Consider the following 21,418-nt stretch of genomic DNA (forward strand, 5'->3'; position numbering starts at 1 on the left):
GGTCTGGGTGCTAGCCGGCGATACGACGGCGGGCGGTGTCGAGCTTGGTGGAGACGCTGCCGTCGATGACGTCGTCGCCGATCTCGACCCGGAGGCCGCCGATCAGCGAGGGGTCCTCGACGACGTGCAGGTGCACGGTCGCGCCGTAGGTCTTGCCCAGGGCCTGCGTCAGCCGGCTGGTCTCCTGGTCGCTCAGCGGCTTGGCGGTGTGGACGGTGGCGATCAGCTCGTCCTGCACGGAGGCTGCGACGTGCTGGTAGTCCACCAGCGAGCGGACGACGGTGCCGCCGCTGCGTACGGCCTGGGTCACCAGCCGCAGCGTGGCCGGCAGCACCTTGCCGTCGAGCAGCCCGGTCAGCAGCCCGGCCTTGTCCTCGTCGCTGCGAGCGGGGTCCGAGAGGGCACCGCGCAGGCCGTCGGCGTGGTCGACCATCTGGACGATGGCGAACAGCTCGTCGCTGATCCGCCGGCCCTGGGCGCCGGCCGACCGGACGACCGCCTCGATGCCGAGGGTCTCCAGCACGTCGGGCAGGTCGCGCGAGCTGGTCCAGCGCTGCTGGACCGCCTCGGTGACCACGCCGAGCGTCGTGTCGCCGATCTTGCCCGAGAACACCTGCTGCGCGAGGCCGGCCTTGGCCTCGGTCGCGACCGACGCGTCGGTCGTGATCCGTCGCAGGGCCGGCTCGGCCCGCAGCACGCCGGCGACGGCCAGCAGCTGGTCGCCGAGGGTGGCGTTCTCGTCGAGGGTCCGCTGCGCGCCGACCTTGCCGGTCAGCACGGAACGGGCCTCGGCCGAGGCACCTCGGAGCATCAGCGGGTCCCGTCCGTCGCGGCGGCCTTGCTCGTCTCGAGCGCGTCCAGGTCGGCCAGGAAGCGGTCGACCACGCGGGTGCTGCGCTCGTCGTCCTCGAGGCTCTCGCCGACGATCCGGCCCGCCAGCGTGGTGGCCAGCGTGCCGACCTCGGCGCGCAGCGAGGCCACGGCCTGCTGCCGCTCCGCGGCGATCTGGGCGTGCCCGTTGTCGACGATGCGGGCCTTCTCGACCTCACCCTGCTGGCGCATCTCCGCGACGATCTGGGCCCCCTGCTCGCGCGCCTCCTCGCGGATGCGTGCGGCCTCGTGACGGGCGTCGGCGATCTGCGCCTTGAACTCCGCCTCGGCGGCGTTCGCGTCCGCACGGGCCGACTCGAGGTCGGCGAACTGCTTGCGGATCGCGTCCTGACGCCCCGTCATCGCCTTGTTGATCGGCGGGACGACGTACTTCGCCAGGATGTAGAACATCAGCGCGAAGGCGAACAGCTCCACGAAGAAGGTCCCGTTGGGGACCAGGAAGTTGCTCTCCATGGCCCTGGGGGCCAACACCTGGGTGGCGAGCTGAGCTGCCATCAGTCGGTTCCTTTGCTGAGTCTGGGCTGGTGAGCGGGCCGGTCTCCGGGCTGGGCCCGGATCAGCCCAGGACGAAGACGAACAGGGCCATGAACGCCAGGTTGATGAAGAACACGGCCTCACACAGACCGACCGTCAGGAAGAAGATCGTCTGGAGACGGCCCTGCGCCTCGGGCTGGCGCGCGACGCCCTGGATGTAGGACGAACCGGCCAGACCGTCACCGATACCGGCACCGATCGCGCCACCGGCCAGGGCGATACCGCCACCGACGAACGCACCGGCGAGCTTGACGGCCTCATCGCTTACTGCCATGGGTTTGCCTCTCCACTTCTTGGATCACTTGTGTTGGGTCGAGCTGGGTGGAACCTGTACCGCCGAGCGCGCTCAGTGCGCGAGAGCGGGAGTCTGTGCGGGGTCGTGCCCCTCGTCGTGCCGGTCCTCGTGGGCGTCCTCGTGGGCGTCCTCGTGCTCGTCTTCGTGCTCGCCGTGCCCGGCGCCGGCCATCGCGAAGTACAGGACGGTCAGCAACGCGAAGATGAAGGCCTGGATACCGCCGATGAACATGTCGAACAGCTTCCAGACGAGGTTGGGCGCCCAGAGGATGTAGGCGGGGATCAGCCCGATCAGCGCCAGCATGATGCCGCCGGCGAAGATGTTGCCGAAGAGTCGCAGCGCCAGCGTGAGCGGCTTGATCAGCTCTTCGAGGATGTTCAGCGGGAGCAGCACCGGGAACGGCTCGACGAAGTGCTTGAGGTAGCCCTTCAGGCCCTTCTGCCGAACGCCGTAGACCCAGACGCTCACCATCACCAGCAGCGCCATGGCGTAGGTGAGGTTGGTGTCAGCGGTCGGCGCCGGCGTCAGGTGCAGGTCGTGGTTGATCTCGGTGGGCAGCAGCTCGAGCCAGTTCGCGAAGAGGATGAAGAAGAACAGCGAGACGGCCAGCGGGGCGACGTACGGGTGCACCTTGCCGAGGTTGTCCTCGACCTGGGTGTTGACCTCGCCGACGACGGCCTCCCAGATCAGCTGCACCTTGGTCGGCACGTGGTCGTGGGTGTCCTTGGTCAGGGCGCGGCGGGCGATGAAGCCCAGCAGCAGCACCAGGCCGCCCGCGATCGCCGTCGTCCAGATCGTGTCCAGGTTGAAGCTGATGCCGCCGATCTTGCGGACGACGTGCTCACCGATGCTGATGTCGGACTCGAGGGGCAGGAACGAGGCGATCATGGGTTCTTCAGCTCCTTCAGCAGCACGAGGCTGGTCATCATCAGGGCGATCAGACGGAAGATGGCCAGGCCGAGCAGGAGGCCGATGCCGTCGGGCCAGAAGGCCACCGCGATCGCGACGGCCACCGCCGTCAGCACCGTCAGGCGCACCAGGGTCGAGGCGATCATCTGGTTGCGGGTCGGCTGCGCGCCGGACGTGATGATCCTGAGCAGCCACAGCTCGGTGGCCACGTGGTTGGCGAGACCGAGCGCGACGCCGCCGGCGATGCACGCCGCGAGGCCCCAGCGGTCGAGCTGGCCGCAGATCCAGAACGACGCGGCCGCCAGGGCCACGGCCACCAGCACCGTCTTGCGCTGGTCGCGCAGGACGCGGAGCAGGGACGCCTTCTGGGGTACGCCGCCGGGCGCGGTGTCAGTCGTGATCTCGGTCACGCCCTCGGTCATGTTCAGAGGCTGGTGCATGCGACCACCTCATGACGAGTCCGGGTCTCGGAGTGCGGAGCGCACGCGCAGCCAGAAGGCCCAGGCGCCGCCGACCATGCCGAGCGCGAGACCGGCGAGCGTGAAGGCCGGCATCGTGCCGGCGGCCTGGTCGACGAGGTAGCCGACGACCATCCCGCCGACGACGGCGCCGACGAGCAGACCGCCGAGTCCCAGGAGGTCGCGGCCCCGCAGACCGGTCGTGCCGTTGCGCGAGCCGTCATCGGCCATCCACCCAGATCACTTCCGTCGGGGACGTCGGTGCCACCGGCACGCGTTCCCCCTGCGGTCGTCACGACCGGCGACGGCGCGAAAGTACCACAGCGCGAGAGACCCCCATTTCGCGTCCGGACTCGGCCCGCGAGGGGGCCGGAGAGGTGTCCGGGGTGGAGGTTCGACATCATCGGTCGGCGGCCAATCTGGTCGTCGGTCGGGGTGCTTGTGAAAACTAGCACAAAGTCCCGATCGCGGTGAACGCGGGGGTGGTCCCCCACCCTATTCAGGCGGCTCTCAGGTTCTTCTCAGGGGGTGCTCGCCTCGTCGCGGTCCTCGCGGTCGAGCATCGCCGGCTTGCGGACGATCGGCAGCAGGAACGTCAGCGCGACCGTCACCACCGACATGGTGCCGAGCGAGAGCCACATCCACGGGCCGGTGTAGAGGCTGGCCAGCACCATGCCGAACGCGATCAGCGCCGCCCACATCCACATGATCAGCACCGCGCGACGCTGCGAGTGCCCGATCTCCAGCAGCCGGTGGTGGAGGTGCTGCTTGTCCGGCGAGAACGGCGAGCGGCCCGCGCGGGTACGGCGGACGACGGCCAGCACCAGGTCGGCCAGCGGGACCACCAGGATCGCGAGCGGGAGGAGCACGGGCAGCAGGGTGACCAGCAGGTTGGCCTGGCTGCCCATCGCGCCCTTGCTGATGTCCTGGGGCTGGAACTGGCCGGTGAGCGTGATCGCGCTGGCCGAGAGCACCAGGCCGATGAGCATCGAGCCGCTGTCGCCCATGAACAGTCGCGCGGGGTGGATGTTGTGGGGCAGGAAGCCGACGCAGGCGCCGGCGAGCATCGCGCACAGCAGCGCGCCGGTGGTCGCGACCGACTGGTCGTTGAAGCGGGCCAGCTGGTAGCAGAAGGCGAAGAACGCCAGCGCCCCGATGCAGACGACGCCGGCGGCCAGCCCGTCGAGGCCGTCGACGAAGTTCACGGCGTTCACCGTCGCCACCACGATGAACACGGTCAGCAGCGCCCCCTGCGCGGGGTCGACGGAGAACTGCACGTCGTTGCTGCCGAAGAAGTAGATGTACTGCACGTTCTGGGTCACCAGGAACGCCGCCGCGGCGATCTGCCCGCCCAGCTTGGTGAGGGCGTCCAGCTCGAAGAGGTCGTCGAGGGTGCCGATCGCGCAGATGAACGCGCCGGCGATCAGCACGATGCCCGCGTCGCGGAACACGAACGGACCGCTCCGGGTCGACAGGAAGGGCAGCTCACGGGCGATGAGGTACGCCGCCAGCAGCCCGCCCAGCATCGCCAGCCCGCCCAGGTACGGGATGGGCTCGGCGTGCACGTCCCGGTCCCGGACCTTCGCCACGGCCCCGGTGCGCAGCGCGATCTCGCGGGCGACGACGGTCAGCAGGTAGGTGACGGCGGCCGCCACCAGGAAGACGAGGGCGTACTCCCTCACTCGGTGCTAGTCCTCGTCCTCGATCGTGGCGTCGAGGCCCTCGAGCGCCTCGTTGAGCTCGTCGAGGGAGATCGCGCCGGTGCGGAGCACCTTGCCGCTCGCCCCGCGCACGTCGACGATCGTCGAGGCCGACCCCCCGGGCGACGGCCCGTCGTCGATGATCACGGCGACCGCGCCGCTGAGCATCTCCTCGGCCTGGTCGGCGTCGGTGGCGGCGGGGTGGCCGGTGAGGTTGGCCGAGCTGACGGCCATCGGGCCGGTGCGCTCGAGCAGCTCGAGGGCGACACGGTGGTCGGGCATCCGCACCGCGACCGTGCCCCGGGTCTCGCCGAGGTCCCACTGGAGCGAGCGCTGCTGGTTGCACACGATGGTGAGGGGTCCGGGCCAGAAGCGGTCGACCAGCTTCCTGGCGTACTCGGTCACGCCGGTCGCCAGCGCGTCCAGCGTCGTGGCCGAGCTGATCAGGACCGGCGGCGGCATCTCGCGCCCGCGGCCCTTGGCGTCCAGCAGCGCCTGCACGGCCTTCGGGTCGAAGGCGTCCGCCCCGATGCCGTACACCGTGTCGGTCGGCAGCACCACGAGCTCGCCGCGCTGGACGGCCGAGCTGGCCGCCGAGATGGCCTCCTCGCGGGCCTCGTCGCCGTCGGTGTGCAGCCGCCTCGTGCCTACGGGCTGCTCGGCCTCGGGCTCGGCGTCGGGCTCGGCCTCGGGCTCGGCCTCGGGCTCGGCCTCGGGCTGGACCTCGGGCTCGTCCGCTTGCTCCTGCTCCTCGGCGAGCTCCTCGGGTTCCTCGACTGGCCCATTCATTGGCACGGGGCTCATCGTGCCAGCCGGGCGGTGACAAATCGCGGACGGCCTGCCAGGTCGGGGTGGTCACGGACGTCCGTCCAGTGGCCGGTGCTCGCGAACACGGCTTGCGCCGACTCGCCCTGGATGTCCGCGTGCTCGACGCCCACCACTCCCCCGACCTTCAGCAGCAGGGCGGCGCGCCGCTCGACGACGCGGATCGCGTCCAGGCCGTCCTCGCCGCTCCAGAGCGCCAGGGCGGGGTCGTGGTCACGTACCTCGGCCGTCACCGACTCCCAGGCGTCCATCGGGATGTACGGCGGGTTGCTGACGATCACGTCCACCGTGCCGGCCAGGTCGTCGAACGCCGCGCCGAGGTCCCCGAGCCGCAGGTCGACGCCGGTGCCCTCGAGGTTGCGGGTCGCGTACGCGTGGGCGGACTCGTCCAGCTCGACGGCGTGCACCTGGGCGCCAGGTACCTCGTGGGCGATGCTCTTGGCCATCGCCCCGGAGCCGGTGCCGAGGTCGACGACGACCGGGTGCTCGATCTCGAGGGCGTGGTCGACGGCCCAGCCGGCGAGCACCTCGGTCTCGGGGCGGGGTACGAAGACGCCCGGGCCGACGGCCAGCTCGACGTGGCGGAAGTACGCCGTGCCGGTCAGGTGCTGCAGCGGCTCGCGGCCGGCGCGGCGCGCCACCAGCGCGTCGTACTCCTCCGACTGCTGCGACGAGACCTCGTCGACGAGGAGGAGCCGGTTCCGGTCGGTTCGGAGCACGTGGGCCAGCAGCGTCTCGGCGTCGGCGACCGGGCTGGCGACGCCGGCGTCGGTCAGGCGGCGTACGGCGTCCGCCAGGAGCGCACGCCGGTCCACTCCGTTCACTCCGGGGCCACGGCCGCCAGCCGCGCCTCGAGGTCGGCCTCGACCGCGGAGTCGAGCACCGGCTGGAGGTCGCCGTCGAGCACCTGGTCGAGGTTGTAGGCCTTGTAGCCGGTGCGGTGGTCGGAGATGCGGTTCTCGGGGTAGTTGTAGGTGCGGATCCGCTCGGAGCGGTCGACCGTCCGCACCTGGCTGCGGCGGGCCGCGCCGGCGGCGGCGTCGGCCTCCTCCTGGGCGGCCGCGAGCAGCCGGGCACGCAGGATGCGCATCGCCTGCTCCTTGTTCTGGAGCTGGCTCTTCTCGTTCTGGCAGCTGACGACGATGCCGGTCGGCACGTGCGTGATCCGCACGGCCGAGTCGGTGGTGTTGACGCTCTGGCCGCCGGGCCCGCTGGAGCGGAACACGTCGATGCGCAGGTCGTTCTCGTCGAGCTGGACCTCGATGGCCTCGGCCTCCGGCATCACGAGCACGCCGGCCGCGCTGGTGTGCACGCGGCCCTGGCTCTCGGTGACCGGCACCCGCTGCACGCGGTGCACGCCGCCCTCGAACTTGAGCAGCCCGTACGGCGCCTGGCCGGGCTCCATGGCGCCCTTGGCCTTGACCGCGACGGTGACCGACTTGAACCCGCCGAGGTCGGACTCGGTGGCGTCCAGCACCTCGGTCGTCCAGCCCTTGCGCTCGGCGTACCGCTGGTACATGCGCAGCAGGTCCCCGGCGAACAGCGCCGACTCCTCGCCGCCCTCGCCGGACTTCACCTCGACGATCGCGTCCTTGTCGTCGGCCGGGTCGCGCGGCGCGAGCAGGCGCTGCAGCTTCTCGGCCAGCTCGTCGCGGTGCGTCTGCAGCCGGTCGGCCTCCGCGTTGAGGTCCGGGTCGTCGAGCTCGCGCGCGGCCTGGATGTCCTCGCCCGCCTGCGTCCACTCCTGCCACGTGGTCACGATCGAGGTCAGCTCGGCGTACCGCTGGTTGAGCTTCTTGGCCAGCCGCGCGTCGGCGTGCGTCTCGGGCAGCGCGAGCTGGCGCTCGAGGTCGGCGTGCTCGTCGACGAGCGTGGCGACGGCCTCGAACATGCTGGCTCCTGTGGATTGCGGGCGGCGGGGCGATGGCGTTTGGGACCAAACGCCATGAAAACGGCCCGAACTGGTGGCGTTTGTGCCCAATGGCGTGCGGTCGGGCTGTGGAAAACGAACGACGCCGGCCCCGCGAGTCGCGGGAGCCGGCGTCGTGGGACAGCTACTTGGAGCTGCTGTCGGCCGTCTTCTTGGCGTAGCGGGCCTCGAAGCGGGCGACGCGGCCGCCGGTGTCGAGGATCTTCTGCTTGCCGGTGTAGAACGGGTGGCAGTTGGAGCACACGTCGGCGTGGATCACGCCGTTCTTCGCGGTGCTGTAGGTCTGGAACGTGTTGCCGCAGGTGCACGTGACCTCGGTCAACAGGTAGTCCGGGTGGATGTCCTTCTTCATGGGTGTCCTTTCAAGGGGCGCCGGGTCGTCCGCCTCGGACGAGAGGGACGTGAACCGGTACCGAACAGGCAGAGTTTGCCATCCGTGCCAACGCTCGGGCCAATCGTGGGATTCCCTCCGCAATCGGTGGTTGAGGTGCGAGAAGTCCCAGCGACGACCCTCGACCTCTGGATCGGTGGTTGAGGTGCGAGGAGCGCCAGCGACGAGCCTCGAAACCTCTTATCCGTTGACGTCACCCGTCGAGCCCACGACCCTGAGCCATGGCCGAGGCGTACGTCGTCCCTCCCGGAGGCGGTCGGCTGCTCGACCTCGGCAACTTCCGCGCCGAGGTGCTGGCCGGCGCCGAGCAGACCGACGGCGCGTTCAGCCTGTTGAGGACGCAGCAGGAGCCGACGGGGTTCGGGCCGCCGCTGCACAAGCACCACGACGCCGCCGAGGCCTTCTACGTCCTCGAGGGCGAGTACCTGATGTACCTCGAGGACCGGCAGCAGCGATGCCCCGCGGGCAGCTTCGTCTACGTACCTCGCGGCGTCGCGCACACCTTCCGGGTCACGTCGGCCACGCCGGGCACGAAGCTCAACCTGTTCTCGCCGAGCGGGATGGTCGGGTTCTTCGAGGAGCTGGCCCGTGCCGAGGCAGACGGTACGGCGACGCCCGAGCTGCTCGACGCGATCGCGGACCGGCACCACATGGAGATCGTGGGGCCGGTCCCCGACAGCTATCTGTAGGCCAGTCGAACGATCAGCCCTGCTGGACCTTGCGCAGCAGCTCGATGTTGGTCTGAGTGTTGCGGACCCGGCCGAGCAGCGACTCGAGCGCCTGGTGGGGCGGGAGGTCGGCGAGCTCCCGGCGGAGCTTCCAGACGATCTCGAGCTCCTCCTTGCCCATCAGCTCCTCCTCGTGACGGGTGCCGCTCTGCACCGCGTCGATCGCCGGGAAGAGACGACGGTCGGCCAGCTCGCGCCGCAGGCGCAGCTCCATCGTGGCGGTGCCGGCGAGGTCCTCGAAGATGACCTCGTCCATCGCCGAGCCGGTCTCGACGAGCGCGGTGGCCACGATGGTCAGCGAGCCGCCGTTCTCGATGTTGCGCGCGGCGCCGAAGAACCTCTTGGGCGGGTACAGCGCGGCCGAGTCGACGCCACCGGCCAGCAGGCGGCCGGACGGCTGCGGTCCCGCCAGGTTGTACGCGCGGCCCAGCCGGGTCAGCCCGTCCAGGAGCACGACGACGTCGTGGCCCAGCTCCACCAGCCGCTTGGCGCGCTCGATCGCGAGCTCCGCGATGGTGGTGTGGTCCGACGGCGGCTGGTCGAAGGTGGAGGAGATGACCTCGCCCTTCACGGAGCGCTCGAACTCGGTGACCTCCTCGGGCCGCTCGTCGATGAGAACGACCATGAGGTGCACCTCGGGGTTGTTCTGCGTGATCGAGGTGGCGATCGACCGGAGCACCATCGTCTTGCCCGCGTTCGCCGGGGCCACGATGAGGCCGCGCTGGCCCTTGCCGATCGGCGCGGCGACGTCGATCGCGCGGCCGGTCACGTTGTCCGCACCGGTCTCGAGCCGCAGTCGCTCGGTCGGCGACAGCGGGACCAGCTTCCCGAACTCCGGCCGGTGCTTGGCCGCCTCCGGGTCGGCGCCGTTCACGGCGTCGATGCGGACCATCGGGTTGAACTTCTCCTTGCGCTCGCCCTCGCGGGGCTGGCGCACCTGGCCGACGATGGCGTCGCCGCGGCGCAGGCCGTACTTGCGGACCATCGAGAGCGAGACGTACACGTCCTCCGAACCCGGGAGGTACCCGCTGGTGCGCACGAACGCGTAGTTGTCGAGCACGTCGAGGATGCCGGCCGCCGGCACCAGCACGTCGTCGTCGAGGATCGTGGTGTCGGGCTCGTTGCGCGGGCCGCGGCCGCTCTGCTGGCCCTGGCCCTGCTGGCTCGGCTGGGGCTGCGGCTGGCCGCCGCCCTGCTGCACCGGCTGCCGGTCCCGGTCACGACCGCGGCGACGCCGGTTGCGGCGGCTGCCGCCCTCGCCGTCGACCGGCTGCTGGCCCTGGTTCTGGCTCTGGGTCTGGGTCTGGGTCTGGGTCTGGGTCTGGTTGCCCTGCTGGTTCTGCTGCCGGTTCTGACCCTGGTCGGGCTGCGTCGTCGGCTGCTGGACGGGCTCCGGGGCCTGTTGCTCCCGCTGCTTGTCCTTCTTCTTCTCCGACTTCGGCTCGCCCGACTGGTCGCCGGAGCCCTTGTCCTTCTTCTTGCCGCCCGCCTGGGCGGCCTTGATCGCCTCGACCAGCTGCGGCTTCTTCATCGAGCCGGCACCGCTGATGCCGAGACCGTTCGCCATCGACTTCAGGTCGGCGACGAGCATGGTGCTGAGCCCGCCGGCGCGCTTCTTCGGCGCGGCCTGCTCGGCCTGGGGGGCTTCGGGTGTTTCGGTCACGTGAGTTCCTTCACGGATCAGTGCCGTCGGCAGACGCCGTCCGGCTGCGCCGATGACCGGCGGGAAGAGATGAGATACGCGACGGATCCGGGTCAGGGAAGACCGGGTCGCTGGTCGCGCAACAGACCCTAGCACCTAGCCGACGACGCGTACGCCGTCCCCGTCGATGTCCAGCCCGCGCGCCGTCCAGCCCTCCGGACACCGGTCCGCGACGTCCGCTATGTCCGGCCCGTCGGTCACGAACGCCAGCACGGTCGGCCCGGCGCCGGACACCACGGCGGCCACGCCGTCGGCGCGCAGCTGGTCCACGAGGGCCAGCGAGTCCGGCATCGCCGGCCGTCGGTAGGACTGGTGGAGGTAGTCCCGGGTCGCGGTGAGCAGGTGCTCGGGCGCACCGGCGAGGGCCGCGACCAGCAGTGCGGCGCGGCCCGCATCCGCCGCGGCGTCGGCGTGCGGCACGGTCTCGGGGATCAGCCCGCGGGCCAGCTCGGTGGACAGCGAGAAGGGCGGGACGAAGACGACCACCCGCACGCGCGGGTCGACGGGTGCGCGGACGGCGTACCACCGCTCCCCCTCACGTCCGGCGATCGTGAAGCCGCCGAGCGCCGCGGGCGCGACGTTGTCCGGATGGCCCTCGAGATCAGCCGCCAGGGCGACGAGCTCGGCGTCCGGGAGCTTGCGGTCCCCGTCGGCCACCAACGCTCTCGCCAGCGCGAGGCCGCCGACGATCGCGGCGGAGGACGACCCGAGTCCGCGGGCGTGCGGGATCGCGTTGCGGCAGTGCAGGCGGACGCCGGGCGGCGTGACACCCATCGCCGCGTACCCGGCCCACATCGACCGGACGACGAGGTGGGTCTCGTCGAGCGCCAGCGTGCCGGCGCCCTCCCCCTCGACGGTCACCTCGAGGTCGCCGTCGGTCACCTCGGCGGTCAGCTCGTCGTGGAGGTCCAGGGCGAGGCCGAGCGCGTCGTACCCGGGTCCGAGGTTCGCGGACGTGGCCGGCACGACGACGCGGACCGGCATCAGCTCGAGATCCTCTCGAGCCCGGCGGCCTCGGCCGCGGCGGTCACCTCGGCGTCGATCACCGTGTCGACGAGCGGCCCGAAGCCCTCGAGCGCGGTGGCGGTGTCCTTGAGCCCGTGGCCGGTGACGGTGACGACGACGGTGGCGCCGACGTACGTCTCCCGGCGGCTCAGGTCCTGGAGCAGCCCGGCGACACCGGCCGCGGACGCGGGCTCGACGAAGACGCCGTCGCGGGAGGCCAGCTCCTTCTGCGCGGCCAGGATCTGCGCATCTGAGACCGACTCGAACCGTCCCCCGGACTCGTCGCGCGCCTCCTCGGCCAGCTTCCACGACGCGGGGTTGCCGATCCGGATCGCGGTGGCCTTGGTCTCGGGGTCGGGGAACGGCTCGCCGGTGACCAGCGGCGCCGCACCCTCGGCCTGGAACCCGCGCATCACGGGCAGCTTGGTGGCGCGGCCGAGCTCCTTGTACTGGCGGTAGCCGAGCCAGTACGCCGAGATGTTGCCCGCGTTGCCGACCGGCAGCAGGTGGTAGTCAGGGGCGTCGCCGAGGAAGTCGACGATCTCGAACGCCGCGGTCTTCTGGCCCTCGAGGCGGACCGGGTTGACGGAGTTCACCAGCGCGACGGGGTAGTGCCAGGCCATCTCGCGCGCGATCCGCAGGCAGTCGTCGAAGTTGCCGCGGACCATGATCACCTGGGCGCCGTGCATGACGGCCTGCGCCATCTTGCCGGCGGCGATCTTGCCCTCGGGCACCAGCACCAGCGGCTTGAGGCCGGCGCGCGCGGCGTACGCCGCCATCGACGCGCTGGTGTTGCCGGTGCTGGCGCAGACGACGGCCTTCGCCCCTTCGGCCAGCGCGCAGGAGATCGCGGTGGTCATGCCGCGGTCCTTGAACGAGCCGGTCGGGTTGTCGCCCTCGACCTTCAGCCACACGTCGCCGCCGGACAGGCCGGAGAGCCAGGACGACGGCACCAGCGGCGTACCGCCCTCGCGCAGCGTGATCGCTGGGACGCCGGGCGGGAGGTCGAGCAGCTCGCGGTACTCCTCGATGACGCCCCGCCACTGGTGCGGTGCCGGCCTCACTCCTCGCCGCCCTCGACGCGCATGACGGAGGTGACCTCGCGGACGATGTCCATCTCGCGCAGCGCCGCGACGGTGGCCGAGAGCTGGGCGTCGGTGGCGGCGTGGCTGACCACGACGAGCTGCGCGTCCGCGCCGCGGCCCTCCTGGCGCACGGTCTGGATGGAGACGCCGTGGTCGGCGAAGGCCGTGGCGACGGCGGCGAGCACGCCCGCGCGGTCGTCGACGTCGATGGCCACGTGGTAGCGGGTGACGGTCTCCCCCATCGGCAGCAGGCGACGGTCGGCGTACGCCGACTCGCCCGCGCCGCGCGTGCCGGCCAGGCGGTTGCGGGCCACCGTGACCAGGTCGCCGAGCACGGCGCTCGCGGTCGGGGCGCCGCCGGCGCCGGGGCCGTAGAACATCAGCTGCCCGGCGGCCTCGGACTCCACGAACACCGCGTTGTACGCCTCGCGAACACTGGCCAGCGGGTGGCTCCTCGGGATCATCGCCGGGTGCACGCGCACGGCGACCGCGTCGTCGCGGAGCTCGGCGATCGCGAGGAGCTTGACGACGCTGTCCATGTCGCGGGCGCTGGCGACGTCGGCCGCGGTGACCTCGGAGATGCCCTCGCGGTGCACGTCGGCGGCGGTGACCCGGGTGTGGAAGGCCAGGCTGGCCAGGATCGCGGCCTTGGCCGCGGCGTCGAAGCCCTCGACGTCGGCGGTCGGGTCGGCCTCGGCGTACCCGAGCTCCTGCGCCTCCTCCAGCGCCTCGTTGAACCCGGCGCCGGAGCTGTCCATCTTGTCGAGGATGAAGTTCGTGGTGCCGTTGACGATGCCGAGCACGCGGGTCACCCGGTCGCCGGCGAGGCTCTCGCGGAGCGGTCGGAGGATCGGGATGGCGCCGGCGACGGCGGCCTCGTAGTAGAGGTCGCGTTCGTTCTTGTCCGCCGCCTCGAAGAGCGTCGGCCCGTCCTCGGCCAGCAGCGCCTTGTTCGCCGTGACGACGGACTTGCCGTGCTCGAGCGCGGAGAGGATGAGTGCCCGGGCGGGCTCGATGCCGCCGATCACCTCGACGACCAGGTCCACGTCGTCGCGGGCGACCAGCCCGGCGGCGTCGGTGGTCAGCAGCCCGGGAGGTACGTCGACGTCGCGCGGCGCGTCGATGCGGCGTACCGCGACGCCCGCCAGCTCCACGCGCGCGCCGGTGCGGGCCTCGAGGTCGTCGGCCTGCTCGAGCAGCAGGCGTACCACCTGCGAGCCCACGGAGCCGCAGCCGAGGACGGCCACCTTCATCGTCGTTTCCTCATCCCATGTCGGTTGCGAGGAGATCATCCTCGGTCTCGCGGCGCAGCAGCACCTGCGTCCCACCATCCCGGACGGCGATGATCGGCGGCCGCAGGGCGTGGTTGTAGTTGCTCGCCATCGAGCGACAGTAGGCGCCGGTGCCCGGCACCGCGATCAGATCACCCGGTTGCACGTCCGCGGGGAGGAACTCGTCCATCACCACGATGTCCCCCGCCTCGCAGTGCTTGCCGACGACGCGGGCGATGGTCGGCGGTGCCTCGCTGCGGCGGTTGGCGATCGTGCACGAGTAGTCCGCGCCGTACAGCGCCGTCCTGATGTTGTCGGACATGCCGCCGTCGACGGACACGTAGGTCCTGACCGCGCCGCCGTCGAGGGCGACCTGCTTGACCGTGCCGACGGTGTAGACGGTGCAGACGCTGGGGCCGACGATCGCGCGGCCGGGCTCGATGGAGAGGTGCGGCTCGGGGATCCCCAGCGCGCGGCACTCGTGCTCGACGATCTTGGACATCTCGGTGGCCAGCTGCGCGGGGTCGCTGGGGTCGTCCTGGGTGGTGTACGCGATGCCGAACCCGCCCCCCAGGTCGAGCTCGGGGAGGGTGACGCCGAGCTCCTCGGAGACGCGGTGGTGCAATGCCAGGACTCGTCGCGCCGCGACCTCGAAGCCGCTGCTGTCGAAGATCTGGGAGCCGATGTGGGAGTGGAGGCCCAGCAGCGTCAGTCCCTCGGCCTCCTGGACCTTCTGGATGGCCTGCCACGCGTCCCCGTTGGTGATCGAGAACCCGAACTTCTGGTCCTCGTGCGCCGTGGCGATGTACTCGTGGGTGTGCGCCTCGACCCCCGCGGTCACCCGGATCATCACGGCCTGCTCGCCGCCGATCTCGACCAGCCGGTCGATCTCCTGGAACGAGTCCACGATGATCCGGCCAACTCCGGCGTGGACGGCCCGTCGCAGCTCGGGGTACGTCTTGTTGTTGCCGTGGTAGCCGATCCGCTTCGGGTCCACGCCCGCTCGCAGCGCGACGGTGAGCTCGCCGCTCGAACAGACGTCGAGGTTGAGGCCCTCCTCCTGAACCCAGCGGGCGACCGAGGTACAGAGGAACGCCTTGCCGGCGTAGAAGACGTCGTAGTCCTTGAACGCGTCCCGGAACGCCCTGGCTCTCGCTCTGAAGTCGGCCTCGTCCAGCACGTACGCCGGGGAGTTGTGCTCCGCCAGCAGGTCGCGCAGGTCCACCCCGCCGACCTCGACTCCCCCGTCGTCGGCACGCCGCGCCGTACCGCTCCACAGCAGCGGGTGCAGCGCGTTGACGTCCTCGGGCGGCCGCAGCCACGACGGTCCCGCCAGCGCGCCGGCGGCGTGCGCCCACCCGGCCTCGTGCGTGGTCACATCCGCTCCGGCGCGGAGACGCCGAGCAGGGTGAGCCCGTTGGCGAGGACGATGCGCGTCGCGTCGACCAGCGTCAGCCGAGCCCGGTGCAGGTCCGTCGCCTCCTCGTCCCCCATCGGCAGGACCCGGCACGAGTCGTAGAACCGGTGGTACGACGCCGCCGTCTCCTCCAGGTACCGCGCCACCCGGTGCGGCTCGCGGAGGGTGGCTGCCGCCTGCACGACCCGCGGGAACTCGGCGAGCTGCGTCACCAGCGAGGATTCGGTGGTCGAGCCGCCGAATCCGCTGGTCGAGGAAGGCGCGCTAGCGCCTGTCACGAGACCAAGGTCCGCCGCATTCCGCAGGATCGACGACACCCGAGCGTGCGCGTACTGCACGTAGAAGACCGGGTTGTCGCTGGCCTGCCGCGTCATCTCCGCCGCGTCGAGCGTCAGCGGTGAGTCGGCGGGGTACCTCGCGAGCGTGTACCGCAGCGCGTCCACCCCGATCAGGTCCATCAGCTCGCGCAGGCTGACGATCGTCCCCGCGCGTTTCGACAGCTTGAGCTGCTCGCCGTTCTCGAGGATCGTCACCAGCTGCCCGATCAGCACCTCGATGTTCGCGTCCGGGTCGTCGCCGGCACACGCCGCCATCGCCCGCAGCCGCCCGACGTACCCGTGGTGGTCCGCCCCCAGCAGGTAGATGCACCGGTCGAACCCCCGGGTCCGCTTGTCCAGGTAGTACGCCGTGTCGCTGGCGAAGTACGTCAGCTCGCCGTTCGAGCGGATCAGCACCCGGTCCTTGTCATCCCCGAAGTCGGTCGTGCGCATCCACAGCGCCCCGTCCGCGTCGTACAGGTGCCCCTCTCCCCGCAGCTTCTCCAGCGTCTCCACCACGTCATTCGGTGGTTGAGGTGCGAGGCCGTCGTCTTTCGGTGGTTGAGGTGCGAGGGCCCCCCGGGCCCGAGCCTCGAAACCACCATGCAGATCCCGCTCGCTGAACCAGGTGTCGAACACCGTGTGGAACTCCGCCAGCTCCGCCTGCTGATTCGCCAGCTGGATCCGGTACCCCTCCTCCCGGAACCGCTCCCGCTGCTCGGCCTCCGGCAGCTCCAGGATCCCGGGGTTCGCCTCGAGCACCTGCTGAGCGAGGTCGTGCACGTACTCCCCGAGGTACCCGTCCTCCGGCGGCTCTGTTCCCGTTGCCCGCGCCAGGATCGAGTCCCCGAACTTGTCCATCTGCGACCCACGGTCGTTGATGTAGAACTCCCGGCTCACCTCCGCCCCGGCGGCCTCGAGCACCCGCGCCAGCGCATCCCCCACCGCCGCCCATCGCGTGTGCCCCAGATGCAGCGGCCCCGTCGGGTTCGCCGAGATGAACTCGACGTTGATCCGCTCCCCGTTCAGCGCGTCCGAGGTCCCGTACGCCGCCACGGCCGCCACGATGTCCGCCGCGATCCGCCCCAGCGCCCCGGCATCGACCGTGATGTTCAGAAACCCCGGCCCCGCGACCTCGACACCAGCGATCCCGTCGGCGCCCTCGAGCTCAGCAGCGATCTTCGCGGCCAGCTCTCGCGGGTTGGCCCCAGCCTTCTTGCCGAGCTGCAGGGCCACGTTCGTCGCATAGTCCCCATGCCCCTGCTGGCGCGGCCTCTCCACCGTCACTGCGGCAGGCACGCCGTCCGGCAGCGTCAGCTCACGTCGCTCGACGAGCGCCCTCAGGGCGTCGACGATCGCGTTCGAGATCTGCTCCGGAGTCACCGACGAAGGCTATCTGCGCTGGCAGGGACGCCTCGCATCAATACCGTCGGCCGGACTCGATGCGCCGAGTCCCTACCGAGCCTGCCAGGTCACCGTCTTGAATATTCGTCGAGCCAGAGGCGCAAGCGCGTCCAAACCGTGCATCGGATCTCCACCGGCGGTCAGGAACACGGTGATCGTGGTGCCGTCCCCCGCCGGTACGGCGAACACCTCGAGGCGAGAGGCCTCGTTCGTGTGGAAGCCGCTGTCCCCGAACATCACGGCCGCATCCGACCCGGCGCTGAAACCCTTGCCCCTCCGGAGGCCGATCACCACATCCCTGACCGGACCAGCCGTCAAGCCGGCGGTGGCCGTGAGACGCCGCACGGCGTGGGCCACGGACTCCTTGTGCCGGTAGGTGTGGTCGAACGTGATCTCGTACTCCTCGTTGCCGGCGTACACCTGGAAGGCCGACACGTCGCGCAGGACGGACTTCCACCGGGCAGGAATCCGTAGGGAGAAGGGCGGGTCGAATCCGGCATCCACTGGCTGCGTCAGCGGGGCACGAGGGCTGATCACCAGAGGTGGGTCGGCGGGTTCGGTCTCGGCGGCGAGCGGAGACGGCACGGAAGAGACAGTCGAGCTCGTCGGTCGCTTCGAGGTCGCCGCCGCTTCCGAACCACCTCCACAGGCGGTCGTGACCGCCCCCACGATCACGAGGAGGCCTGCTAGCCCAAGCCGTCCGGCGGACGTGAGAAGAGTCCCTTGTTTGTCTTGGCTGGTGGTCATGACCGTCGCTCCCTCGCGCTCTCACGGCGGACGCTCCGCCATTGCCTCAACGTGGCGGGGCGTGGTCGCACGGTGGTCGCAGCACGGTCGCAGCTCTCGGGAGCGAAATCCCGCCGGGCCTGCCGTGGGAGTGTTGCCGACCTCCGTCGCTGGCCGCCGGTTTCAAGCCCGACTGACGGGGCCGGTAAGGTCGTCCTCGCACCTGAGCCCCCGTAGCTCAGGGGATAGAGCACCGCCCTCCGGAGGCGGGAGCGTAGGTTCGAATCCTACCGGGGGCGCCGTCCGAATTTGGCTCTGACCTGCGGTTATGCCTCTCGTGCGATACACGGCCAGGTCGATGGCAGTTTGGCATCTACTTGCCTGGGCGTTTCGGCTGGTGTGCGGTTTCGGCTCATGCTTGACCATCTGATCCGGCAGGTGCTTTCCAGTTCCGGGGACCAGGACTCCAATTCTGTCGGACCCCTGCTCGAGGCTGTGCCATCGAGCAACAGACTTCACCGAACATCAAGGACACAGTGTGTTGAGAACGTCTTCGAGTGCGCGGTCTCGATGCGCCTCAGGCTGATAAAGCGGATACTGGCACGCGCGTGAGTGTGCTGGGGTCAGCATCGAGCCTCTGGCTCGGCCGAACCATCCCGAAGCGCACTGGTGCACGCTCCGTAACTGCATCCATTCGGTCGGAATTCGCCATTCGCCATTGACTAATGGCATCCGTTTGGTAGACCAGAGCGAGCACAGTTCAAGAGGTTCGACCCACCGGTGCTTGGGCACCGTCAACGGGCGAAATGGGGGACCCGGATGTCGTTTCTGAACGACGCAGGCAGCGCTGCGCTCGTGACGCCCGATTCACGGGTTCGAGCCGCTACCTGGCCCGGTTATACGGCAGTCATCACAGGATGCTGCTCAGCAGCGATGGCGTTCCTCGGCCACGCGAACTTGCTGATGCTCGGCCTTGGCTACGTTCTTGGCGCTGTGATCACCCCGGTGCTGGCGGTTTTCTACCGCGTCATTTTTGAGAATCGGCGGAAGGACCCTTGGTTCGTGCGGAGTACCAGGCCCGGTCGAGTGATGACACTCGGGGTCCTGTTTGGCGTGGCCGCGGGGATGGTCAACGCCTGGCTGTTGGCGACGGAGTTTGCGAAACGGTGAGGCTCCGGAGCTGGCTCAGCATCCTGGCGATGCTTGTGCTGTCATGCGCGGTCACGGCCATCGCAGGTCCGGCAAGCGCCGACGGCACGCGCGGATTCAGCGAGATAGCTGGTTGCCTCTCCCGAGGCGATCACCTGCTCGTATCAGTCGTCGTCGACGAGTCAGCGAGCCTCCAACAGACCGACCCACAAGCCCAACGTGTCCAAGGCATCCAGGCTGCGGTCGATTCGCTGCAACAACTCGCTCAGCTCTCACCACGACTAGACGTGGAGCTCGCACTCTCGACGTTTGCCCGTGGCTACGAGCTGGTCGTGCCATGGCAACAGCTCAGCACCACGACGGCCGACAACTTACGCGAGGCAGCAGCCGCGCAACTACCGCAGCGAAATAGCGGTGACGCGACCGACTACCGCCAGGCGCTGCTGGGTGCCAGGGCGCAGCTCGACGCTCGGGCCGAGTCGCTGGGCGACGCGAAGGCCTGCAAGGCGATCCTGCTCTTCACCGACGGCGCGCTGGATGTCGACTCTGCGACGTCTGTCGCCCAGACACAGTTGTGCCAGCCCGGTGGCATCCTCGACTCGATCCGCCAGGACAACATTTCATTGATCGCACTGGCCTTGTTCACGCCCGGCGGGGGCGTCACCCCGGCCCAACGCGACCTGCTCCAGGCGATGGCCGAGGGTCGAGGCTCCACCACCACCACCTGCGGTACGGTCCCAATCGCGGCGACCGACTCGCAAGGGGTCTACCTGCCGGCGAGCGACCCTGCCGCCCTTCAGTTCCTGTTCGCGCGATCGGGGGCCCAGGTCGCCGGTGGCTCACCGGCCCCAGAGGTAACGTGCCCTGGGCCCCAATGCCCGGGAGGCCGATACGCACTCCGCGTCGACCCTGGCGTGATCGGCGCACGCGTCATCGTCCGGACATCGGGGTCGCTCCAGGTGAGCAGCCCGGCGGGCAGGGCTGTACCACTGACCCAGGACCCCCGGCCGGTAGACGGAGCGCGGGTCAGCGCCCTTACGCGAGGGGCGTTGACCACGATCAACCTCACCTACGACGCGACGACCACTCAGGCTGACACGTGGACGATCACCACGCACGGTCGCAGCATCGTCCAGACCTACTGGTTCTGGGGTGCGAGCCTCCGCCAGGTCAGTCGCTCGGTAGCCGCCGGCCAGAACAACGAGGTGCAGCTGCAACTGGTCGACGGTCAGGGACACGCGTTGAGCCCGGAGCAATACGACTCCGTGACCCCGGTCATCGTCATTGGAGGAAATCCGGTCCCGGCATCCATGAACGACGAGGGCGCGATCACCGCTCGCTACCCGCTCGGCGTCGACCACCTCGCCCCGTCGTTTCTGCTATCGGCCACCCTCACTGCCCGCACCAGCCCCACGCACCACAACCTGGGACCTATACATCTCACGGGGAACATCGCTGTCACCCTTCCCCCAGCGTTCCCAACCGTCGTCCCGGCCCAGCTCGACTTCGGTCACCTGACGGGGGCCGGGTCCAAGAGCGCTCAGGTGACCATCACTGGCAGTGAGCTCGGCGCCACCAAGGTCTGCTTGAAGTCCTCGGAGATCTCCCTTCCGGGACAGACCAAGGGCGTCGACGCCGTCGCCAGCGAACACGACTGCGTGCAGGTGCCGAGGGCCGCCAAACGAACCCTGGACCTCACGATGACGCCGAAGGTTTCCGCCGACGGCATCGCGCGCGGGAACGTCGTTCTCGAGCTGCAGTCGTCCGATGGCCAGACACTTCTGTCATCGCTGCCGGCGTCGATGGAGATGTCGCGTCCGGTCGATCAGGGCAAGCGCTGGGAGATCGTGGTGGGGTTGCTACTCGTCGCGCTCTTGTTCCCCCTCCTGTTGTTGATCGGCAGCAACTACTTCATCCTGGGTCGATACTCGATGGCCTCGGGTACCCGCACTGCTCGACGCCCCGTAATCGTTGGTCCCGACGGACTACGGGCCGAGGACGGTGACCGCGTAGCCCTCGAGGCATCGGAGCTGCACAACGTCGCCATCTCGGGGATCGAGCGCGGCGTCCGCATACGAGTACCCGGGACCCCCATCACCCTTGTAGCGCGCCGTGTCCTCTCCTTGAGAGCACCCCGCGGCATCGCGGTGAACAACGCCCACACCAGGCTCTTCTCCGGCACGGAACCGCACACGGTGGCATCGCCCCGGTACGAGGCGCCGGTGACCCTGGGGCGGGTGGACGCCGTCTTTGTGAGTCTCGGCTCCGCCGGGGCCAACGATGAGCCACGCCGCGGCGAGCTCTTCGTTGTGGTGCCTCCAGGGGTGGACCTGGCTGACGCTCAGGAACGCATCGATTCGCTCTCGCGTCGGGTCGACTGGTCGGCACTCGTGGAAGAACTGCCGGAGGCCCCTGCTCTGACCGATCCCTCAGGGAGGATGGATCGCGACGACATCGATGCTCACGCGAGCCCGACACGCGAAGCGGCTTCAACCCCGTCATGGCTGGAGGACGGCGAGCCGGCCACCCCGGCGACCGGCGTTCGGCGTGACCCCCGCGGTCGCCGTGGGACCTCCTCGGGTACAGCGACACCGACCCCCGCCGTCCCAACGTCGCCGCCACCAGAACCGCCCGACGACCGACCCCGGCTGCCCGACTTCCTACGAGACGAGGACTAAGAC

General features: G+C 70.0%; 21 protein-coding genes and 1 tRNA gene. 4 read left to right on the forward strand and 18 right to left on the reverse strand.

All coding sequences use genetic code 11. The features are described from left to right. Positions 1-10 precede the first annotated feature (10 nt). The 11 genes from ISU07_RS17755 to rpmE all read right to left on the reverse strand — a co-directional run bounded on the left by ISU07_RS17755 (position 11) and on the right by rpmE (position 7,894). On the reverse strand, positions 11-811 hold the full coding sequence (locus tag ISU07_RS17755; protein ID WP_194708167.1) for a F0F1 ATP synthase subunit delta: 801 nt from the start codon (positions 809-811) through the stop codon (positions 11-13). Beyond that, the gene (locus tag ISU07_RS17760) at positions 811-1,386 is read right to left on the reverse strand and encodes a F0F1 ATP synthase subunit B (protein WP_194708168.1); all 576 of its coding nucleotides are present in this window, start codon (positions 1,384-1,386) and stop codon (positions 811-813) included. The genes ISU07_RS17755 and ISU07_RS17760 overlap by 1 nt, the downstream gene beginning before the upstream one ends. Before the next feature lie 61 nt (positions 1,387-1,447). After that, positions 1,448-1,699, reverse strand: coding sequence for a F0F1 ATP synthase subunit C (locus ISU07_RS17765; protein WP_194708169.1), 252 nt, complete (start codon positions 1,697-1,699; stop codon positions 1,448-1,450). 72 nt (positions 1,700-1,771) lie between these two features. Then, positions 1,772-2,608: a F0F1 ATP synthase subunit A gene (gene atpB / locus ISU07_RS17770; RefSeq protein ID WP_194708170.1), complete on the reverse strand. Its 837-nt coding sequence runs from the start codon at positions 2,606-2,608 to the stop codon at positions 1,772-1,774. Next, positions 2,605-3,051, reverse strand: a complete 447-nt coding sequence (locus ISU07_RS17775; RefSeq protein WP_194708171.1) for a hypothetical protein — start codon at positions 3,049-3,051, stop codon at positions 2,605-2,607. Before ISU07_RS17775 ends, atpB begins: the two co-directional genes overlap by 4 nt. Before the next feature lie 27 nt (positions 3,052-3,078). Beyond that, on the reverse strand, positions 3,079-3,318 hold the full coding sequence (locus tag ISU07_RS17780; RefSeq protein WP_194708172.1) for an AtpZ/AtpI family protein: 240 nt from the start codon (positions 3,316-3,318) through the stop codon (positions 3,079-3,081). Between the two features lie 290 nt (positions 3,319-3,608). After that, positions 3,609-4,769: a glycosyltransferase family 4 protein gene (locus tag ISU07_RS17785; protein WP_194708173.1), complete on the reverse strand. Its 1,161-nt coding sequence runs from the start codon at positions 4,767-4,769 to the stop codon at positions 3,609-3,611. 6 nt (positions 4,770-4,775) lie between these two features. Continuing rightward, positions 4,776-5,576 (reverse strand): L-threonylcarbamoyladenylate synthase, encoded by an 801-nt coding sequence (locus ISU07_RS17790; RefSeq protein ID WP_194708174.1) that lies wholly within the window; start codon positions 5,574-5,576, stop codon positions 4,776-4,778. A gap of 11 nt (positions 5,577-5,587) precedes the next feature. Next, on the reverse strand, positions 5,588-6,427 hold the full coding sequence (prmC, locus tag ISU07_RS17795; RefSeq protein WP_194708175.1) for a peptide chain release factor N(5)-glutamine methyltransferase: 840 nt from the start codon (positions 6,425-6,427) through the stop codon (positions 5,588-5,590). Positions 6,428-6,432: 5 nt separating this feature from the next. Further along, a complete protein-coding gene (gene prfA, locus ISU07_RS17800; RefSeq protein WP_194708176.1) occupies positions 6,433-7,503 on the reverse strand; it encodes a peptide chain release factor 1 in 1,071 nt (356 codons plus the stop codon). 163 nt (positions 7,504-7,666) lie between these two features. Next, complete coding sequence (gene rpmE / locus ISU07_RS17805) at positions 7,667-7,894, reverse strand: 50S ribosomal protein L31 (protein WP_194708177.1); 228 nt, start codon at positions 7,892-7,894, stop codon at positions 7,667-7,669. A gap of 260 nt (positions 7,895-8,154) precedes the next feature. On the opposite strand from rpmE, the gene ISU07_RS17810 reads away from it, so the two are divergent. Then, complete coding sequence (locus ISU07_RS17810) at positions 8,155-8,622, forward strand: cupin domain-containing protein (protein WP_194708178.1); 468 nt, start codon at positions 8,155-8,157, stop codon at positions 8,620-8,622. Positions 8,623-8,635: 13 nt separating this feature from the next. On the opposite strand, the gene rho is transcribed toward ISU07_RS17810, so the two are convergent. The 7 genes from rho to ISU07_RS17845 form a co-directional block, all read right to left on the reverse strand. Continuing rightward, on the reverse strand, positions 8,636-10,252 hold the full coding sequence (gene rho, locus ISU07_RS17815) for a transcription termination factor Rho (RefSeq protein ID WP_194708244.1): 1,617 nt from the start codon (positions 10,250-10,252) through the stop codon (positions 8,636-8,638). Positions 10,253-10,459: 207 nt separating this feature from the next. Continuing rightward, the gene (thrB, locus tag ISU07_RS17820) at positions 10,460-11,347 is read right to left on the reverse strand and encodes a homoserine kinase (RefSeq protein WP_194708179.1); all 888 of its coding nucleotides are present in this window, start codon (positions 11,345-11,347) and stop codon (positions 10,460-10,462) included. Next, positions 11,347-12,432 carry a threonine synthase gene (gene thrC, locus ISU07_RS17825; RefSeq protein ID WP_194708180.1) on the reverse strand — a complete coding sequence of 362 codons (1,086 nt, stop codon included), beginning with the start codon at positions 12,430-12,432 and terminating at the stop codon, positions 11,347-11,349. Before thrC ends, thrB begins: the two co-directional genes overlap by 1 nt. Then, entirely contained in the window at positions 12,429-13,706 is a 1,278-nt protein-coding gene (locus tag ISU07_RS17830; RefSeq protein ID WP_194708181.1) for a homoserine dehydrogenase, read from the reverse strand. Before ISU07_RS17830 ends, thrC begins: the two co-directional genes overlap by 4 nt. A 10-nt stretch (positions 13,707-13,716) precedes the next feature. Beyond that, positions 13,717-15,102 (reverse strand): diaminopimelate decarboxylase, encoded by a 1,386-nt coding sequence (gene lysA, locus ISU07_RS17835; RefSeq protein ID WP_194708182.1) that lies wholly within the window; start codon positions 15,100-15,102, stop codon positions 13,717-13,719. Next, positions 15,099-16,841, reverse strand: a complete 1,743-nt coding sequence (locus ISU07_RS17840) for an arginine--tRNA ligase (protein ID WP_194708183.1) — start codon at positions 16,839-16,841, stop codon at positions 15,099-15,101. The genes lysA and ISU07_RS17840 overlap by 4 nt, the downstream gene beginning before the upstream one ends. Before the next feature lie 72 nt (positions 16,842-16,913). After that, the gene (locus tag ISU07_RS17845; protein ID WP_194708184.1) at positions 16,914-17,537 is read right to left on the reverse strand and encodes a hypothetical protein; all 624 of its coding nucleotides are present in this window, start codon (positions 17,535-17,537) and stop codon (positions 16,914-16,916) included. Positions 17,538-17,815: 278 nt separating this feature from the next. Here ISU07_RS17845 and ISU07_RS17850 point away from each other — a divergent pair. The 3 genes from ISU07_RS17850 to ISU07_RS17860 all read left to right on the forward strand — a co-directional run bounded on the left by ISU07_RS17850 (position 17,816) and on the right by ISU07_RS17860 (position 21,415). Next, positions 17,816-17,887: transfer RNA gene (locus tag ISU07_RS17850), tRNA-Arg, on the forward strand. Positions 17,888-18,407: 520 nt separating this feature from the next. Then, positions 18,408-18,758 (forward strand): hypothetical protein, encoded by a 351-nt coding sequence (locus ISU07_RS17855; RefSeq protein ID WP_194708185.1) that lies wholly within the window; start codon positions 18,408-18,410, stop codon positions 18,756-18,758. A gap of 29 nt (positions 18,759-18,787) precedes the next feature. Continuing rightward, positions 18,788-21,415, forward strand: a complete 2,628-nt coding sequence (locus ISU07_RS17860; RefSeq protein ID WP_194708186.1) for a vWA domain-containing protein — start codon at positions 18,788-18,790, stop codon at positions 21,413-21,415. The last annotated feature ends 3 nt before the right edge of the window (positions 21,416-21,418 follow it).

The sequence above is a fragment of the Nocardioides islandensis genome (genome assembly GCF_015352455.1).
Taxonomy (GTDB): Bacteria; Actinomycetota; Actinomycetes; order Propionibacteriales; family Nocardioidaceae; genus Nocardioides; species Nocardioides islandensis.